The organism is Marinobacter sp. S0848L, assembly GCF_023016065.1.
Classification (GTDB): Bacteria; Pseudomonadota; Gammaproteobacteria; order Pseudomonadales; family Oleiphilaceae; genus Marinobacter.
The window spans coordinates 93,211-114,458 of record NZ_JALKAQ010000008.1; the positions used below are offsets into that span (position 1 = coordinate 93,211).

Here is a 21,248-nt window from a genome sequence, read left to right on the forward strand (position 1 = left end):
CAGGAGGCTCCACGTGGGCGAGGTAGTGAAAGACGAATATCAAACGGACTACGTTGCAGGCCAGGATAATATCAATCCGTTTGGCCTGGATCTGCACAACTGGGTGTTCCCGGTTACGGCAGTGGTTGTAGTGGCGTTTGTCATAGGGACTCTCATGTTTCCGGCTTTGGCCAAGGAAACACTTGATGGAGCAAAGTGGGGAATCATCGCAAGTTTTGACTGGTTCTTCATGCTCAGCGCGAACATCTTCGTGGTGGTGAGCCTGGCGCTCATCTTCTTGCCGGTCGGTAAAATACGTTTAGGTGGCCAAGACGCGAAGCCTGAGTTCACCCGGCTTTCGTGGTTTGCCATGCTGTTTGCCGCAGGTATGGGTATCGGCCTTATGTTCTGGGCGGTTGCCGAGCCGGTTGCGTATTATACCGGTTGGTATGAGACGCCGTTTAACGTAGAGGCGAACACCGATGCGGCTCGTGATCTGGCCATGGGGTCAACCATGTACCACTGGGGTCTTCACCCTTGGGCCATCTATGCAGTCGTCGCTTTGTCGCTGGCGTTCTTTGCATTCAACAAGAACATGCCATTGACCATTCGTTCGGCGTTTTTCCCGCTGCTGAAAGACCGCGTGTGGGGTTGGCCGGGGCACATCATCGACGTGCTGGCAGTAGTTGCAACAATTTTTGGCCTGGCCACGTCTTTGGGCTTCGGTGCCCAGCAGGCTGCCTCCGGTTTGGATTACCTGTTTGAGACCGGTTCCGGCACCAATGTCCAGATGGCCGTTATTGTCGGTGTTACTGCACTGGCATTGATGTCGGTTCTGCGTGGCCTGGACGGTGGTGTGAAAATTTTGAGTAACATCAACATGATGACTGCAGCCGTGTTGCTCGCGTTTATCGTGTTTGCCGGCCCGACCATGACCATTCTTGAAACCATATGGGTGACAACGTCTTCCTACGTGGCGAATGTCGTTCCGTTGAGCAGCCCGTTTGGCCGTGATGATGCGGCTTGGATGCACGGCTGGACCATCTTCTATTGGGCGTGGTGGATTTCCTGGTCACCGTTCGTAGGTATGTTTATTGCGCGGGTTTCCAAAGGCCGTACTGTGCGTGAATTTATTACCGCGGTTCTGATCATCCCGACGGTTATTACAACCATCTGGATGAGCGGGTTTGGTGGCACTGCGCTTGAGCAGATTCAAAATGGTGTTGGTGTGCTGGCGGATAAAGGTATTACTGATGTATCGTTGGCGACCTTCCAGATGTTCGAAGGGCTGCCGCTGACCGGCATTATCTCCTTCGTTGGGATTGTTCTGGTGTTGGTGTTCTTCGTGACCTCATCGGACTCTGGCTCATTGGTTGTCGATAGCATTACCGCTGGCGGTAAAACCGATGCACCAACTGCCCAGCGCGTGTTCTGGGTGATTATGGAAAGTGCTATTGCAGCTGCCCTGATTTTCGGCGGTGGCGACGATGCACTCGGTGCGATTCAGGCTGTGTCGATCAGTGCCGGCTTGCCGTTCACCGCGATCTTGCTGATCATGACGTGGGGCCTGTTGAAGGGACTTTCTCAAGAGCGCAAGCTGCTTATTCAGAAGGGCGAGTTGCTTTGATTGAATGAGTCAGGCACAAAAAACCGGAGCTTAGTCTCCGGTTTTTTGTGCCTGAACGAATACTTGTTACATTCGACTGAAGCTGTTCATCGCGAACTGGGCGCGTTCACGTGGGCTAAAATGCGGACGCTTTAAGCCCTCGATGGCATTCAGGCGCGGCATCAAACCGCAGCCGTTGGCCATCTGAATTGCCAAGCCCGGGCGGGCGTTCAGTTCCAGAAGTAAAGGACCCTGATGCGCATCGACCACTAAATCCACGCCCATATAGCCAAGGCCCGTTGCCTCATAGCAACGAGAGGCCATTTCCAGCATGTTCTCCCAAGATTCAATCTGAATGTTCTCAAGCGCCAGCCCGGTATCCGGATGGAGCGTAATCGGGCGATTAAACTGAACGGCGTTCAGGCTTCGGCCTGTGCCAAGATCCAGCCCCACACCGACCGCACCTTGGTGCAGGTTCGCTTTGCCATCGGATGCCTTGGTGGCCAGTCTCAGCATGGCCATGATGGGATAGCCCTGAAATACGATAATGCGAATATCGGGTACGCCCTGAAACGAGTACTTGGCGAGATCGGGAGAGGACTCCACCAGATCTTCGACAATCGCAACATCCGGCGTGCCGGCCAGCGAATAAAGGCCCGCTAAGATGTTGGTTAAGTGGCGTTCCAGCATGGCAACAGAAATTCGTGCGCCAGACGCTTTGACGAAATCATCGCCATCTCGCCCGGTGATTACGGTGATGCCCTTGCCTCCGGAGCCTTTGGCGGGCTTGATCGCAAAGCCGGAAAGGTCTTCCGCTATCTCCCGAAAGTGGGAAATTTCGTGTTGTTGACGCACCACCTGAAGGAGCTTCGGGGTTTTTACATCGTATTCACCTACAGCCAGCTTGGTTTTCAGCTTGTTATCAACCAAAGGGTACGACGAGCGATCGTTGTACCGGGCAATGTAATCGACATTGCGCCGGTTCATATTCAGCATCCCGATTCGATTCAGCCTGCGTGGGGAGATCCAGTCCATATCAATCGTAGGCCTTCATCGGGTTAAAGCGACGAAGCTCGCTAAGCTTGTAGCCGGTGTATTGGCCCATCAGCAAAATCAGCCCCAGAATGACCAGGTGCAACTCGGGGAAGTTGAAGGTCAAGTGACCTGCCAACGGCAGGCTCATGACGAGGTAGGCGCATATGGCAACAAACAAGCTGCCGGCACCTTGCACAGCGACTTCACGGGGACCTTCTTCTTCCCAGAGGATCGACATGCGCTCGATGGTCCAGGCGATGATGACTGTGGGGAAGAAGGTTACAGTCATGCCGGTATTGAAGCCCATCTGGTAGCCGACGATACTCAGCCCGGCGGTGATGAATATCACCAGTATGATCAAGGCCGAGATTCGGGAAACGAGCAGAAGGTTAAGGCTTGATAAATAGCCTCTGAGCAGAAGGCCGATAGCGACCACGGATAAAAAGGCGATGAGTCCCGGCACGAGCGTCGTTTGGACAAACGCGACGGCGATCAACACCGGCATGAACGTACCTGAGGTGCGGACGCCGATGACCATGCGCATGAACGCTACCATGAGTGCACCAATGGGCAACAGCAGGAGCATTCTGAACATGCTTTGCTCTTCAATGGGAAGCTGGTAAAAACTGAGAGCGCTCAGGCCGTTAGAGGCCGCTTCCCGCGCAGCCAATTGCAGGGCAGGGATGGTTTGGCGAAGCATGGAGAAGCTGACTTGAGAGTTGTCACCGCCCACGACATCCAGCAGCGATTCCGAGCCTTGACGCCACAGTAGCAGATGCTCAGGCACGCCTTGTTCGGCGGTGCGTGGATCAAACGTGAGCCAGCGTTCGCCATCGTAGATTTGGATGAACGGCACAAGGTGTTGGCGCCGGCGCGCATCTTCAAGTTTCAGGGCGTCTGCCGTTCGTGCCGCAATGCCGGCGTGATTCAGCATTCGAACCAGAATCTGCAGGTAATTCTCGTCAGACACCAGCATGGTGGAATTCTGCGTGCGGTTGTCTGGCTGCATGAGGGTGATCAGTTCCCGGGTTAGACTCTCCGGGGAGCTGGAACGTTCTGTTGCCCGATTAAGCAGCTCTCGCACGGCCGTGGCCTGTGGTTCTTCCCAAAATACCGCTTGGGCTTGGGGTGGGCGTTTGGGTGGCTGCTGAACGATGGAATCATCAGGTACGAACTGTGTTTTGAAATAGAGGGTTTGTGGGCCGTTGACCTCGCGTTTGGTCCACTCGGCGCGACGGCTACCGTTATTCTCAAGTATAGAAAAACCGTATCCGGGTGACGCTGCCTGCTCGGTTAAAATACGAAAGCCGGGAGGTTGTTGCGGCACGTGCAAACTTACCTGTGCCGATTCGCCATAACCTTCGAAGTCCACCCGGGCTTCAACCATCCATACGGGTTGCTGCTCGCCGGTCATCCAGGGAATGCCCATCTCGAAATGACGCCAGGTTGCAACGGATAGCCCGGCAGTTATGAGTAGAAACACGGCGACATAAAATGGAATGCGGGACCTCACGGTCATGCGTCATCTCCCGTTTGGGTTTTGTTGCGGTAACTCTTGGGCAGTTCGGTGGCGAACTCTTTGCCCACATCAATCAGCATGACGTCTCGCAAAACGTTGCGGCCAATTAATACTTCGTAAGTTAGATTGGTGCGGTCGGCCAGTGTAAATTCGGCAACCTGCTCGTGATCGCCAATCGCAAATTGAAGCTCTACAACAACCCGGCGCTCCGCTTCATCAGCAGCGGACTGGATGATTTTGACCCGGCGGGAAACTTCTTTTTCCAGTGTTACCCATTCTTCACCGGAAGTGCCGGGAACCGGGACTTCAAACCGTACCCAATTGCCACCATCACGCTCGAAACGCTTTACATTCCGGGTGTGTATTGACGACGTTTCGGCGCCGCTGTCGACGCGAGCGGTGTATACCGTCTCAGCATCTGCCAGGTAGAGTTTTTCAACTTCACCGACAACAACCTTGCCTTTGAGGCGGTCGGCCCGGCCCGTATCTTTGGGGACAGGGGGGCAACTTCGCTGAACCACGGGTGGGCAAGAGGGTTTTTCAACCTGAGTGGCGATTGCGTCCAGAATCGTTTGGGTAGACTGCTTTTGATGGCCGAGCAACTGTTGCTGGCGAACGCCGGCGTTGCTCTCCATGGTCACCATCGTCGCTCGCTGTTTGTTTAGTGACGCGCGAATATCATCGACACCTTCCTTGGGAACCATAAAATACTGGTCCGCTGTACATCCGGATAAAGCGAACAAGACTGCTGTCATGCCGAACGCCATTAGTGGTCGAGGTTTGAAGAACCTGTCACCCATGCATATCCCCTGAAGTGGCTGCTCAATAGATCGGTCGTGGAGTTAGTGCCGATGAGCCTTCTTTGTGTTGTCGGTTAGGGAGAGAAGTATACTACAAGCTGCATATCCTACGCCTTTACAGATGGTTAAGGCGCGGGCTTATTTGCCAAGAAATGAACCTGTTCCGAGAGTGGTTTCGGATCGCAAGTATTCTTGGATGACTGGAGAGCAGTTGAGGTAGAACAGGAGCAATTCACGCTGGATATCCTGATCCTGAATGCGGGAGGCATAGCTGATCACGCCTTTCAGTGTTTCGTCATTCGCGGCGGGGTTTTCGGGAGCTACAAAGCTGTGATCGTAGCGGTCACGCAATAGCCGGTTTAGCCGTTCCAGATGAAACTCGCCTGTATGGGTGATGTGAGGCAGCATTTTGGCGCCACTGCGGCGCCCAGACGCCTGACTTTGTGCCCAGCTGGGGTCCTCTGCAGGCTCGTCGGTTTGCAGAATTTCTGAGCCCAGTTTTCTCCAAAGTTCTTTCAACATGCTCTTGTCCTGCAGGTGAGCATTTGGCTGGTTTGCCATAAAAAGTGAACGTCAGCTTCATTCTTTTTAGATGAATTTACTTCCTGCGTCTAGAGCGACTTAAGTGAATTGCGGTAAATGCCAAGCAGTCGAGGCTGGTATTGAGGTGTTTTTCCAATTTCCCCATAAAACGTATCTCTGGGTTAGACTGTCAGGCTGCAGTGGTTGACGACCGCGTTGATTAATTCGTTCTACAGTTTCAGGAGTTGCCGGCAGTGGTAGAGGGATTCGCTCAATTCAGTACAGCTAACCCGGAGATGATGCTGGGGGGTGCTATGGTTCTGTTGTTCGTTTGCGTTGGTCTGCTTGGCCTGCTGCTGAACAGAACGTCCCGGTTAAATGCGGCCCGGCAAGCCCAAGCGCTTCATGACCAGGAAGTTCAGCATCTGGCCGCGGCTTTGGCGGAAAAGCAGGAGCGTGCCGATAAGCTGGAATTCGCCGTAGATAACTGGCGGGATCAGGTTGCGGCGCTGAAAGCCGATCTGCGCGAGCAACAGGTTTCGCTGGAAAAAGAACGCCGGGCCGCCAGTGAAAAACTGGAGCTGTTGGAAAAGAACCGGGATAGCCTCAAGCAGGAATTCGAGAACCTGGCCAACCGCATTTTCGATCAAAAGAGCGAACGCTTCAGCCAGCAATCGAAAACCAGTCTGGACTCTTTGCTAAATCCGTTCCGCGATCAGCTGCAGGATTTCCGTAAGCGAGTAGAGGACGTTTACACCACAGAAACCCGGGATCGCCAAGCCTTACGCAGCGAAATCAAATCGCTGCAGGATCTGAACCGGCAGATAACCGAAGAAGCCGCTAATCTGACGAAAGCGCTGAAAGGCGATAAAAAGGTACAGGGTAACTGGGGCGAATTGATTCTCGAGCGGGTACTTGAGCGTTCGGGTTTGCGCAAAGGTATTGAGTACGAAACTCAAGGCAGCTATCGGGACAACGATAATCAGCTGTTGCGTCCGGATGTCATCGTTCATCTGCCTGACCAGCGTAATTTGGTGGTGGATTCGAAGGTGTCACTGGTGGCCTACCAGCAATGGGTGATCGCCGAGGATGACGAGGCTCGCGAACAAGCCTTGAAGCAACACGTTGAAGCGGTAAGAAATCACATTCGTACGCTGAGCGAAAAGGACTACAGTCAGCTAAACGGGTTGCATTCGCCTGACTTCGTACTCTTATTTATGCCCATTGAACCCGCGTTCGTGGCAGCTTTTCAACAAGATGATAACTTGTTCGCTGAAGCGTTCGAGAGAAAGATTATTGTGGTGACACCCACCACTCTGTTGGCGACGTTGCGCACCATTGAGAACATTTGGCGTTACGAACGGCAGAGCCAGAACGCGCGCCGCATTGCTGATCGCGCAGGCGCGGTATACGACAAGCTACGAGTGTTTGTGGAAGCCATGGAGCGGCTTGGCAGCCAGCTGCATACAGCGCAGGGTACGTACGATAATGCGATGAATACCCTGACCCGAGGCCGTGGTAATCTAATCTCTCAGGCTAACCGGTTTGTGGAGTTGGGAGTTCGGGTAAAAAAAGAATTGCCGAAAAGCATTGTTGAGCAAGCCGAAGTGGACGCTGACGATGTCGAGCGTGACGAAGCATCTGAATCGCGCCGTGAACCCGCGTCAGCAGACATGATTTCAAGCGGCACCGAGAGTCATCAGGAGTAGCAGTATGTTGTTAACACGAAAGCGGTGTACGCCGGTGGCCCGTTCATGGCTTGCTGGATTGGTGGTTTCTTCTTTTTTGATGTGCGCAGGGCCGGCTCAGGCTCTGGAGCCAGAGCACGAAGTTCGCCGGCTTATGCTGGCCACCGAAGAGGCTGTGAGCGCAGAGCGCTGGAGTGAGGCGGGGGAATACCTAAACCGTCTTCAGACCATGAAGGCCGAAAAGCCTGCGGAATATTTGTATTACCGTGGCAGAGCCATGTTGCAGGCAAAACATTTTAACGAAGCGCGCTCTGCGCTTGAAGGGTACGTCAGTCGTGCGGGGGCGGAAGGTAAGTACTACCAGCAGTCTCTCACCCTGATTACGGATATTGAGAAACAAAGTAAAGCCAATGCCCGTGCGTTGGTTGAAGGTAAGGTTAATGCGCGCGAGCCCGTGGCCGTGATCGAGCCCGCCGGTGGCGAAAAACTGGACACTTTGCGTAAGTTGTATCTCGCCAAAACCGACCGGGAAGCACTGATCATTCACTTGAATGCCTTACTGGATGCCAACGGTTGGCGCAAAGATAGAGCTGTGGTGCGCTTGGACCGGCCAGCGGATATTCAATACCGTGTGACCATAAATGGCAGTGAGCTTACGATCCAACAGGTACGGCGGGAAATCGATGGGACTCTGGTGCGCAAAACCAGCCCGCTACCGGTTTATGGTGTGAACCCACAACCACGCTGGGATTGCCAGGACGTTGTCGGCGCTTGTTGGATATACGACCCTCGGGACGGCTCACGATTGTTCCAGTTGGCGCCTAATCAAGCGAAAGTGAGCGAAATTGCCCAAACCTTGGGGCGGCTCATTCGTAACCTTCAGCAAGGTAGTGCCGGGAATTGAACGCTAGAGCGTAGCCAAGTTGCCCCGTTCGCCATCACGCCAGGCGCCCGGGGTAACGCCGGTCCACTTCTTAAACGCCCGATGGAAGGTAGACGGCTCCGTAAAGCCAACCCGCTCCGCAATATCATTGATCGGCAAGTCTTGATGGCTCAGGTAATAAATGGCCATATCCCGCCGTAGTAGATCCTTAATTTCCTGAAACGACGTGTTCTCTTGCTTGAGCCTGCGCCTTAGGGTTTGGGGGCTGGTGTGCAGCTCTTGCGCTATCCAGTCAAAGTCCGGCATGGGTTTGGAGAAGTCCCGGCCGATCAAGCCACGAATACGGCCCGTCCAGGTGTTGCTTTCATCGGGGCGGGATAACAAATCCGCTGGCGACGTTTTCAGGAATTGGCGCATCTCGGGCTTGTCCCGAATCACCGGTGCCGAGAGAAAGCGTTTGTTGAAGGTGAGGGCAGTGCAGTCCGATTCGAACGCCAGTGGGCAGCGGAAAATGTGTCGCAGTTCATCGCCGTGTTCTGGTTTAGAGTAATGGAACTCGGCTTTCTCCAGTTCCACAGGTTGCCCGATCAGCCAACTCGCAAGCCGGTGCCAGATAACCGGTAGGCTCTCTTGCAGGAAATGGTCCGGGTCGCAGTATTCACCCTCAATCTTCGACACCAGTCGCGCACTGTCTTCGTGGATCTCAAGCTTCATACCGGCCATGGGGTCGAACAGGCGGGAAAACTGGTAGGTTTGCCGCAACACCTCTTCTAACGTCTGGCAGTTGATGGCCAGTTCGCACATAGTCGCGAACGTGCCTGTTCGGGCCCGTCTTGGCCCTAGCCCCATAAACTCATCGCCGGTTCTGGTCCAGATCACTTGCATCAAACGGCTGAATTGGGCGCTGTTAACCCGGGCTTTCTCAATGCGCAGTAAATCGGGCGAGATGCCGGCTTCCAGTAACAGTTCGCGAACATCAAAACCCAAGCGCTCGGCGCCGGTGAGGGATGCTTCAACAAAGTGCTTGGAAACCGTAAGAGCAGACATACACGAACCTTTTGTGAGACGCCATTCATCATAAGTGCCCAGAAAGACAATGCAACCGCTTGAATGACCGCGAAGATGGAAGATTTCGCCAATGGGATTGGCCAAACGGGTAGTTGGCCGAGGCCCGAAAAACCGGCAGCATGAGTTCATCGACTCATAACGACAAACAAAACGACAGGAGATTGCCGTGACAGCCCCGCTCAAGGAACTGAAAGTCCTCGATTTCAGCACGCTATTGCCTGGGCCCTACGCCACCATGATGTTGGCCGATATGGGTGCCGAAGTACTTCGTGTTGAAGCGCCAGACAGAGTGGATCTGGTGAAAGTGATTCCGCCCTTTGATGGCAAATTCAGCACGGCGTATTCCTATCTTGGCCGTGGCAAGCAAACCCTTCAGCTCAACCTGAAGCAAGAGGGCAGCGCCGACCAAATCAAAGAGCTGGTAAAAGAGTACGACGTGGTGGTGGAGCAATTCCGCCCAGGCGTGATGGACCGCCTCGGCATTGGTTACGAGACTCTCAAAGCCATTAACCCTAAGCTGATCTATTGCGCCATCACCGGCTACGGCCAAACCGGCCCCTACAAAGACCGCGCGGGCCACGACATTAACTACCTCGCCATCTCCGGTGTCGCCAGCCATTGCGGCCGGGCCGACAGCGGGCCACCGCCCATGGGTATTCAGATTGCCGACGTAGCCGGCGGCTCCCACCACGCGGTGATGGGCATTCTGGCAGCTGTTATACGCCGCCAGCAGACCGGTGAGGGCGCTTTCATTGACATCAGCATGACCGATGCGGCCTTTTCTATGAACGCCATGGCAGGTGCTGCCGCCATTGCAGGCGGCCAAACTCAGAAGCCTGAGAGTGGCATGCTCAATGGCGGCACCTTCTACGACTACTACCAGACCAGTGATGGCCGTTGGTTGTCTGTCGGAAGTCTGGAGCCACAATTCTCGGCGCGCTTGTGTGATGCGCTAGAAATCCCCGAGATGAAGAGCTTTGCTCTTAGCCAAAACCCAAAACAGCAGCAGGCGTTAAAGAAAGCCATAAAGCAAAAAGTAGCTGAGAAAACCTTTGCGGAATGGCGGGAGATTTTTGCGGAGGTGGATGCGTGTGTGGAGCCGGTGCTGACTATTGAGGAGGCGGCGGAGCATCCGCAGATTGTGGCGCGGGGGATGGTGGTTGAGAAAGACAGGGGGGATGGTTTGGGGCAGAGGCAGTTGGGGGTGGCTATAAGATACGCTTAATCGTATTACCTAAAAGCGACAAAAAAGGAGGGTTACCCCTCCTTTTTTGTCTTTAACGTTACTTTTTCAGTTATTGCGGCCCTTCGTCCTATTCTTGAGCTTGCGTTCCGAAGAACGTGATCACATCATTTGCGATTTCCGAAAATGCACTCAATGGCTGAGCCGTCACGACCGTTGAGTGGTTGCCCGAAGCAAGGCGCTTCACTTCAATAGTCTGCCCTGACGTTGCGCCGGAATCTTCGAGGGCGTAGATCAGTGGCTCAGTTCCCGCAAGTGGGGCAGGTTTCGCAAGACCGAGTGGCGCTGTGTAGCCTTCAATGCTATTGAGTGCTTCGCCGTATGATTTATCGGCGGCAACAGGGACTGTCTGATCCTTAGTTTTGATGTCTGTACCATTGCCGTACACTTCATTTACGTATACGGGAGTGGTGGAAGCTAGAGATGCAGCAAAGTTAAGCGGTTCTGCGCTATCTATAGATGCCTGGGCTACATTGAGGAATAGCTCGAGTTCTCGGCTGCCCTGAGTGAGGCTAGCTTTCGCGAGTTGGCCTAGGACAGTCGGGCTGATGCTTGGCGAGTTCTCTAGCAGCTTGGCAACTCCAGCTCCTGGAGTGATTAGAGCTGCAGCTGTGATTTCGTTGATATTAGCATTGCCCAGTGTTGCATCTTGTGACGCGCCATTAGCAACGGATACAAAGGTCGTGCCAACAATGCCACCTAGAGAGTGTCCGGCGAAGAATAGCTTGCTACTGCCTCCTACGTCGATGTCTTCTCCTGCTGTGCCGTTATCGTCAAGGTCGAGGCCATTGAGGCTAGGAAGGCTGGCATTAAGATTGAGCAGGTCGACCACCGCTTGGCGTAGGTTGTCCCTAGCAACGGGTAAATTGCTGAGATTTAGGAAAAACTGACCTGATGAGCCGACTGCTTTGTCAGCATCAAGAGAGTACGTCATGCGAACTGGAGCACCATTCTTCTGGCCCCAGCCAAAGTGTCTTTCGCTAACCGGAAGCGGGCTGTCCACGATCTTACCAGTGTTAGGGTCTAGAGCTTTATCGGCACCAAACGCGAGAGACGGGTCCACACCGCCTGTAGCCAATGTTGGCGCAATGCCATGGTGCGGCAGGTCCATTGCTACAGTTACGAAGCAGTTATCTGCTAGTTGATTGCCAAGAGCTAGGCTATGAGAGCGGTTTCCAAAAATACCGTGCTGGTAAATTACAACATCCCATGGTTTGGCATCTCCGCACTTAGCCTCATCGGGTACAGAAAGCATTAGTGGCACGCTCACGTCACCCTGCTTGTCAGCAAAGGGGTACTTATATGTCACTTTGTCTGAACGGGGGGTTTTCCCGCTAGGGTCGATTTTAATGCCAAGTTTGCTCGACGCGGCCCACGGGGCATTAATGGCTTGAGGATTGGATTCTGTTGGGATGCTTAGGTAGTAAGGTAGTGTAATACCCCCTACTAGGATATCGGTGGGCTTAGCACTTTCCCCCAGTGCTACATGTGCAGGTATGCGCCCAGGGAACACTGAAATGGTGCTTGGTGCTGGGCTGCTAACTCCTAGACTCGGTAAGTTGAGCTTCGCTGCAGTCCCGGCTGCAATTTGTGCGAGTGACGGACTTGCCGCTTCCGCTTGTCCAACTGCCGTTTCTGCTGCAGTTTTAAGGCGGGTGTACTGTTCAGTTGGAGAAAGGTCGCTCCAGCTGTCCAAATTGCTAACCAACGTCTGCAATATTGCTCCTTGGCGAGTTTGTGTTAGCCCTTTCCGGTAAAAAAATTGTGCGGGTGCTGCAGCTGTTTCCAGAACGTCAGCGGTTCCGCCGGTGGTGAAGGTTAATGCTAAAGAAATGTTGTCATTACCAAGAGCAGGGAGGCCAACCTGCTTACGCACGATGTTCGTTACATTCTCAAAATAACCGCTTGCCAGTTGTTCCCAACTGTTGATCGCAGGGATTAGCGGAGCGAGCTGCTGACTAAGTAGATCAGCTGGGCTTTCGGCGCTAGAAATATTGTTGTATACCGGGTCGTTAATGAGCGGATCTCCGTCATAGTCAACGATCTCGTTAGTGACAACTACAAGGTATTTCTTTTTGGGGTCGAGAGGCTGAAGAGGTGTAATTCTCAGCGCATTGTCGGTTCCGCCATCGAGGTTAATAACCTCGACGCGATACTCCATCGCTTTTTCTTGCAGTTGTTTGCCGATGTCCATGAGCTGGGCGCCGATTGCCGGCTTGGAGGCATCCGGAGTATCCGGATTGGCAAGTGCTGCTTGCAACTGCTGAGCTGTCTTCAGCAAAATTCCCAGATCAAAAGTTGGGGTTTCGCCAGGAAGTACCACGCCTTCAGGTAGAGTGATACCGTTATCATCTGCGAGCTTCATGTAATGGTCTGAGTTATTCAGAAGTGCATCGCCACTAGGGAAGTCTAACCCTAAGAGAAAAACATTTTGCGTCGGATTAGGAATGAGGTTTCCATCTTGTTCAATGAGAACTCGGCCGTCCACTGAGTCTTTTTCGATGGTCCCAGATAGCTTGATATCGAACTGAGCGACTGTCGAAGCGCCGTCTAGAGCGTCTAAACCGATCGTAACAGCGTTATCGCTAGAGCCCGCCATGGTCCCGTCGGCTGCAAGTTCTTGAGCGAAGAGAATGTCGTTAGGTGTTGGGAGTTGCTTGGTCGCCGGATTGAAAATCGGCCAGGTCTTCCCATCGATAGCAGTTGATGTGTTCTGTGGGCTTGAGTTTGCATTCTTGTTGTCATCGCTGCTATCAAAGCAGCCCGTTAACCCTAGAGTAGAAGCCACGGCAAGACTTATTAGAGTTTTCTTGAACATGGGTGGAACCTTTTCCTGTTGTTGTATCGTTATATCCGGCTTAGACGGAACCGGTCGGCCCCTGAATTCCGCTCTTTTGCCTGTTCTGCTTATTTGTCTGAAATCGTAGCCAGCACTTTAAGCCAATTTCTGTAGCATCGACTATAGCGACACAGTGGCAAGTGTTGATCAGCCAAAAGTGTGATTCTGCGTTGCAACTCCACCCTCGCACAGTTGGAGTAGCCTCTTTGAAAAATAGAGCGCCTTTAGGGGTTTGTCGAGTTATGGGTAGCTGCTGTTGCGGGATTTAACAAAATGTTTCGAAAATGCCCAGAATGTCCTATAAATTCTGGCTAGCAAGGTCATAGATTGTTTCGCCTTCTGTCGCATCCCTCGCGTGTCGAAATTTCTGGTAAACTCTCGCTTCCTTTATAAGCAGGGCTGCTTTGACGGTTCTGCGCACTTCCATAATCAGAAAGCTGATGAGGCGACTATGACCACCGTAATCCGCCAGGACGACCTGATCGAAAGCGTAGCCGATGCGCTGCAGTTTATTTCCTATTACCACCCGAAGGATTTTATTCAGGGCGTGTACGAGGCCTACAAGAGGGAAGAGTCTCAGGCGGCGAAAGACGCCATGGCCCAGATTCTGATCAACTCCCGTATGTGTGCTCAGGGCCACCGCCCGATCTGTCAGGACACTGGCATCGTGACTGTATTCGTGAACATCGGTATGGATGTGAAATTCGAGTGCGACAAGGCGCTGGACGACGTGATCAACGAAGGCGTTCGCCGCGCGTACACTCATCCGGACAACGTTCTGCGTGCTTCTGTACTGGCTGATCCGGATGGTAAGCGTCAGAACACCAAAGACAACACCCCCGCCATCATTCATTACAAGATGGTTCCGGGTAACACCGTTGAAGTGCACGTGGCCGCCAAAGGTGGCGGTTCTGAAGCCAAATCCAAGTTTGCCATGCTGAACCCGTCTGACTCGGTTGTAGAGTGGGTTCTGAAAATGATTCCACAGATGGGTGCTGGCTGGTGTCCGCCTGGCATGCTGGGGATCGGTATTGGTGGCACCGCTGAAAAGGCGATGGAGCTGGCGAAAGAATCTCTGCTGGACCCGATCGACATTCACGACCTACAAGAACGCGGCGCCTCTAACCGTGCCGAAGAGCTGCGCCTTGAGTTGTTCGAAAAAGTGAACGACTTGGGTATTGGTGCCCAGGGTCTAGGTGGTTTGACCACGGTTCTGGACGTGAAGGTAAAAGATTACCCGACGCACGCTGCCAACAAGCCGGTTGCGATCATCCCGAACTGTGCGGCGACTCGTCACGCGCACTTCACGCTGGACGGCACAGGCCCGTCTCTGCAAACGCCGCCGAGCCTGGACGACTGGCCGGAAATCACCTGGGAAGTGGGTGAGAACGTTCGCCGCGTGAACCTGGACACCGTGACCCCGGAAGACGTGAAAGACTGGCAGCCGGGTGAAACCGTTCTGCTGTCCGGCAAGATGCTGACCGGCCGTGATGCGGCTCATAAAAAGATGGTCGATATGATCGAACGCGGTGAAGAATTGCCGGTGGATTTGAAAGGCCGCTTCATCTATTACGTTGGCCCGGTTGATCCGGTGGGCGAAGAAGTGGTTGGCCCGGCTGGCCCCACCACGGCTACCCGCATGGACAAGTTCACAGACACCATGCTGGAGAAAACCGGTTTGACCGGTATGATCGGTAAAGCCGAGCGTGGTCAGGTGGCCATTGATGCCATCAAGAAGCACGGCGCGGTGTACCTGATGGCCGTTGGCGGTGCCGCTTACCTGGTATCGAAGGCAATCAAAGGTGCGGAAGTGGTGGCCTTTGAAGAGTTGGGAATGGAAGCGATCTACGAGTTTGAAGTGGAAGACATGCCGGTAACCGTGGCAGTCGATTCTCGTGGTAGCTCCGTGCACCAGACCGGCCCGGTCGAGTGGCAGGAGAAGATTATCGCAGCCAAGGCTGTGTAATCTGAGTTTTCTGCTTTAATCAGTGCGGCCCTGAGCGATGGTTCAGGGCTGCCACTGAAACCTTTTCATAGATACCTTTCCTTTGTTTACTTCTACCCCTTCCAATCGCAACTTTTCAGTTTGCAGTTGACGGGTTTCTGTACCTTCAGGAAAAGCGATCTGGCCGTTGCTCCGGAGTACCCGGTGCCAGGGAATGCTGTGGCCGGCGGGCAATTTGCCCAGCGCCCCGCCATGGCGGCAACCTGGCCGTAGCTGGCCACGTTCCCCGGAGGGATTGCAGCCACTACTTGCCAGATCTTTTGTTCTTTAGTGGGTTCGTTACCGATTTCGTCCACCTAGAACTCCGCAATTCACCGACTAGAGGCGAAGCGCACCGTCAACTTCGATCATACGACCAGACACATAGTCGTTCTCGAAGATGAACGCGGCGGCTGAAGCGATTTCTTCGGGCTTACCCATACGCTTGAGCGGGATGCCTGCGGTCATTTTCTCCAGCGCTTCCGGCTTCATGGAGGCGGTCATTTCAGTTTCGATGAAACCGGGGGCGATGCCCATGCAGCGGATGCCGTAACGCGCCAACTCCTTCGCCCAAACCGGTACCAGGGCAGACACGCCGGCTTTGGCCGCGGAGTAGTTGCTCTGGCCCATGTTGCCGGCACGAGAAATAGAAGCGATGTTGATGATTGCGCCTTTGTCGCCATTTTCGATCATGCGGGTAGCGGCTTCGCGGCCACACAGGAAGACACCGGTGAGGTTAACGTCGATAACCGACTGCCACTGGCTCAGCTCCATGCGCTTCTCAAGCTTGCCGTCCTTAACTTTCACCATCAGGCCGTCGCGCAGGATACCGGCGTTGTTGATCAGGCCGTTTAGCTGGCCGAAGTCTTCAACGATGGCTTTGAATGTATTCTCTACATCTTCTTCCTTGGCCACGTTGCACACGTAGGCTTTGGCTTCAACGCCGGCTGCTTTGCAGGCTTCAACCGATTCGGCCAGCTTGTCTTCCATCAGGTCGATCAGCGCCAGTTTTGCGCCTTTAGCCGCCAAGTATTCGGCCATTGCACGGCCCAGACCCTGGCCGCCGCCAGTAATTGCGATTACGGAGTCTTGAAGTTTCATAGTTTGCCCTTAGTTAGTTTCTCAGTGATGGTAAGAATTAACTGTGTGCCTGTGGCTTTGAGTCATTATTTGTATGGCGCGGAGTATACCAGACGTTGCCGAACACACATTCACGACCTCGAGGCCAATATGCCGGTTTTTCTGTTTCTTTTTATTGTCATGCCCGTTGCCGAACTGGTGGTGCTCATCAAAGTAGGGGGCATGATTGGTGCTCTAAATACCATTGCGTTGGTGTTTTTAACGGCCATTATTGGTGCCTGGCTGCTACGTAAGCAGGGCCTGCAGACCTTATTGAGGGCGAATCAGCGACTCAACAGTGGTGAGCTGCCGGCGAAAGAGGTGGCTGAAGGTCTGATTTTGGCAGTGGGTGGTGCAATGTTGCTCACACCGGGCTTTATTACCGATGCTTTTGGTTTCTTCTGCTTGTTACCGGGAACACGGCATTGGCTGGCCGGGCAAGCGATGAAGCGCATGGTGGTGGCAGGGCAAAGCCGAAGTTTTCATTTTCAGGCTGGCGGCGGTTTTGGTTCGGGGCCCTTCGGCCCGCAGCGTCCGTTTGATCGCAATGCCGATGGCGACATCATCGAAGGCGAGTATCAGGATCAGACCGAATCTGACCGGGACAAGCTGGAAAAAAAGTAAAAAAATTTCATCGTGGGGTGTTGAAAACGTATTGGGCAGCCCCATTTAAGTTGCACAGATTCGCCGCAGGTCGAAAAGCTCTGGCTATCAGGTGTTTGGAGACCGGGCAGTTTGTCGGGTCCGGGGTTTCCGGCCAGACATTTTTAACAAGCAATTGTCATTGCCACATTAATCTAACTATTGGAGAAACCGAGCAATGAAGATTCGTCCGCTACACGACCGTGTTGTTGTGCGCCGTAAGGAAGAAGAAGAAAAAACTGCAGGTGGCATCGTGCTGCCGGGTAACGCTAAAGAGAAGCCGTCTCAGGGTGAAGTGATCGCTGTGGGCAACGGCCGCATTCTCGAGAATGGCGAAACTCGTTCACTGGCAGTCAAAGTGGGTGACACCGTTGTATTCGGCCAGTACGCCGGCAATACCGTGAAGGTAGACGGTGAAGAGCTGCTCATCATGAGCGAGAACGATATCTACGGCGTGCTTGAGTGATCGCGTAAGCGACTCGCACGAACGAACATTTATCCGATCGATCAAATTTCGGTTTAACGAACAGGAATTAGAGACATGGCAGCAAAAGAAGTTCAGTTTGGTGATAGCGCCCGCAAGCGCATGGTAAAAGGTGTAAACGTTCTGGCTGACGCCGTGAAGGTTACCCTGGGCCCCAAAGGCCGTAACGTGGTTCTGGAAAAATCTTTCGGTGCGCCGACCGTAACCAAAGACGGTGTATCTGTCGCTAAAGAAATCGAGCTGAAAGACAAGTTCGAAAACATGGGCGCGCAGATGGTTAAGGAAGTTGCTTCCCAGGCCAACGAAACTGCCGGTGACGGCACCACCACTGCAACCGTTCTGGCTCAGTCTATTGTTAGCGAAGGCATCAAAGCCGTAACCGCTGGCATGAACCCGATGGACCTGAAGCGCGGTATCGACAAAGCGACTGCTGAAGCCGTTAAAGCGATCCGTGAAATGGCGACTCCGTGCGACGACAGCCGCAACATCGCTCAGGTAGGTACTATCTCTGCCAACGGCGACGAAACCATTGGTAAGATCATCGCTGACGCCATGGAGCGTGTCGGTAAAGAAGGCGTGATCACCGTTGAAGAAGGCCGAGGCCTGGACGACGAGCTGGACGTGGTTGAAGGTATGCAGTTCGACCGCGGATTCTTGAGCCCGTACTTCATCAACAACCAGGACAACATGTCTGCAGAGCTGGACGACCCGTTCATCCTGCTGGTAGACAAGAAGATCTCCAATATCCGCGAACTGCTGCCAGTACTGGAAGCCGTTGCGAAAGCTGGTAAGCCGCTGCAGATCATCGCTGAAGACATCGAAGGCGAAGCGCTGGCGACTCTGGTTGTGAACAACATGCGCGGTATCGTCAAAGTGAACGCGGTTAAAGCGCCTGGCTTTGGTGACCGTCGTAAGGAAATGCTGCAGGACATCGCCATTCTGACTGGCGGTACTGTGATTTCCGAAGAAGTGGGTCTGACCCTTGAAAACACCACTTTGGATGACCTCGGCACCGCTAAGCGTGTGAACGTCACCAAAGAGAACACCACCATCATCGATGGCGCTGGTGCTCAGGCTGACATTGAAGCCCGCGTTGAGCAGATCCGTAAGCAGATCGAAGACAGCTCCTCCGATTACGACAAAGAGAAGCTGCAAGAGCGCGTAGCCAAGCTGGCTGGTGGTGTTGCGGTGATCAAGATCGGTGCTGGCTCTGAAGTTGAAATGAAAGAGAAGAAAGCCCGCGTTGAAGACGCGCTGCACTCTACTCGCGCTGCCGTTGAAGAAGGCATCGTTGCAGGTGGTGGTGTAACTCTGATCCGTGCTATCGCAGCTCTGGATAATGTAGATGCGATTAACGAAGAGCAGAAAGCCGGTGTGAACATTCTGCGTCGCGCGATGGAAGCGCCTCTGCGTCAGATCGTATTCAACGCAGGCGGTGAATCTTCTGTAGTGGTTGCGAAGGTTCGCGAAGGCGACAAGGCCTTCGGTTACAACGCAGCAACTGAAGAATACGGCGACATGCTGGAAATGGGTATTCTTGACCCAGCCAAAGTAACTCGTTCCGCACTGCAGGCTGCTGCTTCTGTAGCGTCGCTGATCATCACCACTGAGGCGATGGTTGCTGACGAACCGGCTGAAGAAGGTGCTGGTGCCGCTATGCCTGATATGGGCGGCATGGGTGGAATGGGTGGAATGGGTGGAATGGGTGGCATGATGTAAGCATCATGTAGCTAATTCGCTCGCGTCCATCGCGTTCGGAAACCCCGAAGGTCTCTGGCTTTCGGGGTTTTTTTGTTGGCGGGCCAGAACTCCGCCGAGGTCATAGTAGGCACGTTACCGCGTACTAAAGGGTCGATAACCTCTGGGATGTTAGTTGCCAAGGAACATGCCTGTTATATAATGCGGACTATGAATAATCCCACCAGCAATCGTCGCGGACGAAAAACGAGCAAAAGCCAGTTGGCCGATGGCGAGTACACAATCGACGATCTCGCGCGCCGCTGCAGTACCACTGTGCGTAACATCCGAGCTTACCAAGACCGAGGGATTCTCGAGTCTCCTGAAAAGCGCGGGCGTTTGGGCGTTTACTTTGACTCGCATGCCGCTCGACTCGATATTATTAATAACCTGCTAGATCGTGGGTATTCCATTGATAATATCCGCGAGTTGCTCGCTGCATGGACCGACGGACGAAACTTAGAGGACATCTTGGGCTTGGAGAAGGCGATCACGCTTGCTTTCTCGTCTGAAGCGCCCCGAGAGTACAGCCTTGCCGACCTCATTAAGATGTTTGGCCTTAATAGTGACAGCAAGAGCATGATTGATGAGGCCGTAAAGTTGGGCCTGATTGAACGCAAACGCACTAAATTTGTGGCACCGAGCCCTAGGCTCATTGAAGCCGGTGCTCAGTTGATCAAGCTGGGCATGCCATTTGAAGAAATTCTCGACCTCTTGCGGCTTTTGAGGGGAAATGTACAGCGTGCCGCCGACGGCTTGGTAAAAATTGCTGTGGCCCGCTTCGACGATTTTGGGGATGAGCTACCGCCCTCCGAGACTATCGGAGAGCTTTCTCAGCTGATTTGGCGGCTCCGTCCGCTCGCACATCAGACCATTCGGGCTGAAGCAGAGCTTGCTCTTAATCGCTCTCTACGCAATTTCTTAGGCGATCGCCTCTCGGCTGTAATAGAAAACATGCAAGAGGAGCAATCATGAGACTGACTTTACGTGGCAGATTCGTTCGGAATTTCACGTTTTTTTAAACGGCAGGAGCTTCCTCGCAGAGGGGGTCTACCCGCAAGGAAGCTCAGAAGTGACTGGCGTTCAGTTTAATGCATCAAGCGGATTCGGCGATGGCCTTTGCTTCAGGCTTTTGTGTGGCGAGATAGGCGGGCGAGCCGTTTAGATAGTTCAAGGCGAGTTCTGTTGATCCTTCGTTAGAGGGATTATAAAGCGGTGACAGAAAGGATAGCTCTTTCAGGGTCAGCCAGCTCAGACTTGGCAGATGACCTGTTTTCGCAGCGCGACTCCATTCACGCCAAATCCACGGCCGGAAAATGCTGGGTCTTTTTTTGGCGAAGCGTGGGTCCTGTTTCATCAGATGTGCTGCACCGTCGGCCCACAATCCGAAAATAAGAGGGAAGGTAATCAGCGCCAAATAGGAGCGAGAGACATAGCTGCCGCCAAGGTGCTGATATAAATCAAAGGCCACACAACGGTGTTCAACCTCTTCAGCGCCATGCCATCGCAACAGATCGAGAAGCACTTCATCCGCACCAGCATCGTCCCACGTTTCGTTTTCTAGCGCGTACATGCCAAGAACGCACGTCATGTGTTCGATGGCTGCGACTAAACCTAAGCGAAATACCAGCCAGTTCCGCTCTAATCGTTTGGGAATTTTTTGTCCAAACGGATTGTCGGCCAGTGCCACCTTGAACAGACTATCCATGAAATCGGTATTTCGAGCCGTTTCTATGTTGTGGTTTTGCAAGTATTCCTCGACGGCGCCGCCATGAGCGCGTGCGTGCATGGCTTCCTGTCGGATAAAGGCTTGAACGTCCTCTCGGAGTTTCTCATCGGTGATGTGTGGGAGGGCCTTGTTAAAAAGTCGGCAAAACCAATATTCTCCAGCGGGCAGGATCATATTGATTTGATTAATGAAATAACTCGCAAATGGTTGCCCGGGAATCCATTCCAATGGCGTGTCTGCCCAGTTGAATTCCACACGACGCGGAGTGAGAGAATGCGGGCTTGAAGAGCCTTTTTGCTGTTTTTGAAAGCGCGGCCAGTTTAACTTGCTAGCTTTTGAAGCAGTGGTTGTTGCCATTGTTAATCTCCTGT

At 53.4% G+C, this 21,248-nt stretch carries 17 protein-coding genes and 1 pseudogene; 9 read left to right on the forward strand and 9 right to left on the reverse strand.

Annotated features, from left to right (window positions below; genetic code table 11):
• Positions 1-13 precede the first annotated feature (13 nt).
• Positions 14-1,606, forward strand: coding sequence for a BCCT family transporter (locus MWU64_RS11155; protein WP_247064399.1), 1,593 nt, complete (start codon positions 14-16; stop codon positions 1,604-1,606).
• 66 nt (positions 1,607-1,672) lie between these two features.
• On the opposite strand, the gene MWU64_RS11160 is transcribed toward MWU64_RS11155, so the two are convergent.
• The 4 genes from MWU64_RS11160 to MWU64_RS11175 form a co-directional block, all read right to left on the reverse strand.
• The gene (locus MWU64_RS11160; RefSeq protein ID WP_247064400.1) at positions 1,673-2,620 is read right to left on the reverse strand and encodes an alpha-L-glutamate ligase-like protein; all 948 of its coding nucleotides are present in this window, start codon (positions 2,618-2,620) and stop codon (positions 1,673-1,675) included.
• A 1-nt stretch (position 2,621) separates the two neighbouring features.
• Positions 2,622-4,139, reverse strand: a complete 1,518-nt coding sequence (locus MWU64_RS11165; RefSeq protein WP_247064402.1) for an inactive transglutaminase family protein — start codon at positions 4,137-4,139, stop codon at positions 2,622-2,624.
• Complete coding sequence (locus MWU64_RS11170) at positions 4,136-4,843, reverse strand: RimK/LysX family protein (RefSeq protein ID WP_247064404.1); 708 nt, start codon at positions 4,841-4,843, stop codon at positions 4,136-4,138. The genes MWU64_RS11165 and MWU64_RS11170 overlap by 4 nt, the downstream gene beginning before the upstream one ends.
• 234 nt (positions 4,844-5,077) lie before the next feature.
• Positions 5,078-5,461 (reverse strand): hypothetical protein, encoded by a 384-nt coding sequence (locus MWU64_RS11175; protein ID WP_247064406.1) that lies wholly within the window; start codon positions 5,459-5,461, stop codon positions 5,078-5,080.
• Positions 5,462-5,775: 314 nt separating this feature from the next.
• Here MWU64_RS11175 and rmuC point away from each other — a divergent pair, with 314 nt between their 5' ends.
• Positions 5,776-7,170 (forward strand): DNA recombination protein RmuC, encoded by a 1,395-nt coding sequence (gene rmuC, locus MWU64_RS11180; protein WP_247064486.1) that lies wholly within the window; start codon positions 5,776-5,778, stop codon positions 7,168-7,170.
• 4 nt (positions 7,171-7,174) lie between these two features.
• Positions 7,175-8,053 (forward strand): hypothetical protein, encoded by an 879-nt coding sequence (locus MWU64_RS11185; protein WP_247064408.1) that lies wholly within the window; start codon positions 7,175-7,177, stop codon positions 8,051-8,053.
• Positions 8,054-8,056: 3 nt separating this feature from the next.
• On the opposite strand, the gene MWU64_RS11190 is transcribed toward MWU64_RS11185, so the two are convergent.
• Positions 8,057-9,079 (reverse strand): AraC family transcriptional regulator, encoded by a 1,023-nt coding sequence (locus MWU64_RS11190; RefSeq protein ID WP_247064410.1) that lies wholly within the window; start codon positions 9,077-9,079, stop codon positions 8,057-8,059.
• Between the two features lie 187 nt (positions 9,080-9,266).
• Between MWU64_RS11190 and MWU64_RS11195 the strand changes: the two genes are divergently transcribed.
• The gene (locus tag MWU64_RS11195; protein ID WP_247064412.1) at positions 9,267-10,325 is read left to right on the forward strand and encodes a CaiB/BaiF CoA-transferase family protein; all 1,059 of its coding nucleotides are present in this window, start codon (positions 9,267-9,269) and stop codon (positions 10,323-10,325) included.
• A gap of 88 nt (positions 10,326-10,413) precedes the next feature.
• Here the strand turns inward: MWU64_RS11195 and MWU64_RS11200 are convergent, their stop codons facing one another.
• Positions 10,414-13,161 carry a hypothetical protein gene (locus tag MWU64_RS11200; protein ID WP_247064414.1) on the reverse strand — a complete coding sequence of 916 codons (2,748 nt, stop codon included), beginning with the start codon at positions 13,159-13,161 and terminating at the stop codon, positions 10,414-10,416.
• Between the two features lie 472 nt (positions 13,162-13,633).
• Here MWU64_RS11200 and MWU64_RS11205 point away from each other — a divergent pair, with 472 nt between their 5' ends.
• A complete protein-coding gene (locus MWU64_RS11205; protein ID WP_247064416.1) occupies positions 13,634-15,148 on the forward strand; it encodes a fumarate hydratase in 1,515 nt (504 codons plus the stop codon).
• 42 nt (positions 15,149-15,190) lie between these two features.
• Here MWU64_RS11205 and MWU64_RS11210 read toward each other — a convergent pair.
• Positions 15,191-15,483: pseudogene (locus tag MWU64_RS11210) on the reverse strand (MGMT family protein).
• Between the two features lie 22 nt (positions 15,484-15,505).
• Complete coding sequence (locus MWU64_RS11215) at positions 15,506-16,267, reverse strand: SDR family oxidoreductase (RefSeq protein ID WP_247064418.1); 762 nt, start codon at positions 16,265-16,267, stop codon at positions 15,506-15,508.
• A gap of 129 nt (positions 16,268-16,396) precedes the next feature.
• Here MWU64_RS11215 and MWU64_RS11220 point away from each other — a divergent pair, with 129 nt between their 5' ends.
• The 4 genes from MWU64_RS11220 to MWU64_RS11235 all read left to right on the forward strand — a co-directional run bounded on the left by MWU64_RS11220 (position 16,397) and on the right by MWU64_RS11235 (position 20,123).
• The gene (locus tag MWU64_RS11220; RefSeq protein ID WP_247064420.1) at positions 16,397-16,909 is read left to right on the forward strand and encodes an FxsA family protein; all 513 of its coding nucleotides are present in this window, start codon (positions 16,397-16,399) and stop codon (positions 16,907-16,909) included.
• A gap of 196 nt (positions 16,910-17,105) precedes the next feature.
• Positions 17,106-17,393: a co-chaperone GroES gene (gene groES, locus MWU64_RS11225; protein ID WP_114333243.1), complete on the forward strand. Its 288-nt coding sequence runs from the start codon at positions 17,106-17,108 to the stop codon at positions 17,391-17,393.
• Between the two features lie 75 nt (positions 17,394-17,468).
• Complete coding sequence (groL, locus tag MWU64_RS11230; protein ID WP_247064422.1) at positions 17,469-19,130, forward strand: chaperonin GroEL; 1,662 nt, start codon at positions 17,469-17,471, stop codon at positions 19,128-19,130.
• A 189-nt stretch (positions 19,131-19,319) separates the two neighbouring features.
• A complete protein-coding gene (locus MWU64_RS11235; RefSeq protein ID WP_247064424.1) occupies positions 19,320-20,123 on the forward strand; it encodes a MerR family transcriptional regulator in 804 nt (267 codons plus the stop codon).
• Between the two features lie 121 nt (positions 20,124-20,244).
• Here MWU64_RS11235 and MWU64_RS11240 read toward each other — a convergent pair whose 3' ends face one another.
• Complete coding sequence (locus MWU64_RS11240; RefSeq protein WP_247064426.1) at positions 20,245-21,234, reverse strand: metal-dependent hydrolase; 990 nt, start codon at positions 21,232-21,234, stop codon at positions 20,245-20,247.
• Positions 21,235-21,248 lie beyond the last annotated feature (14 nt).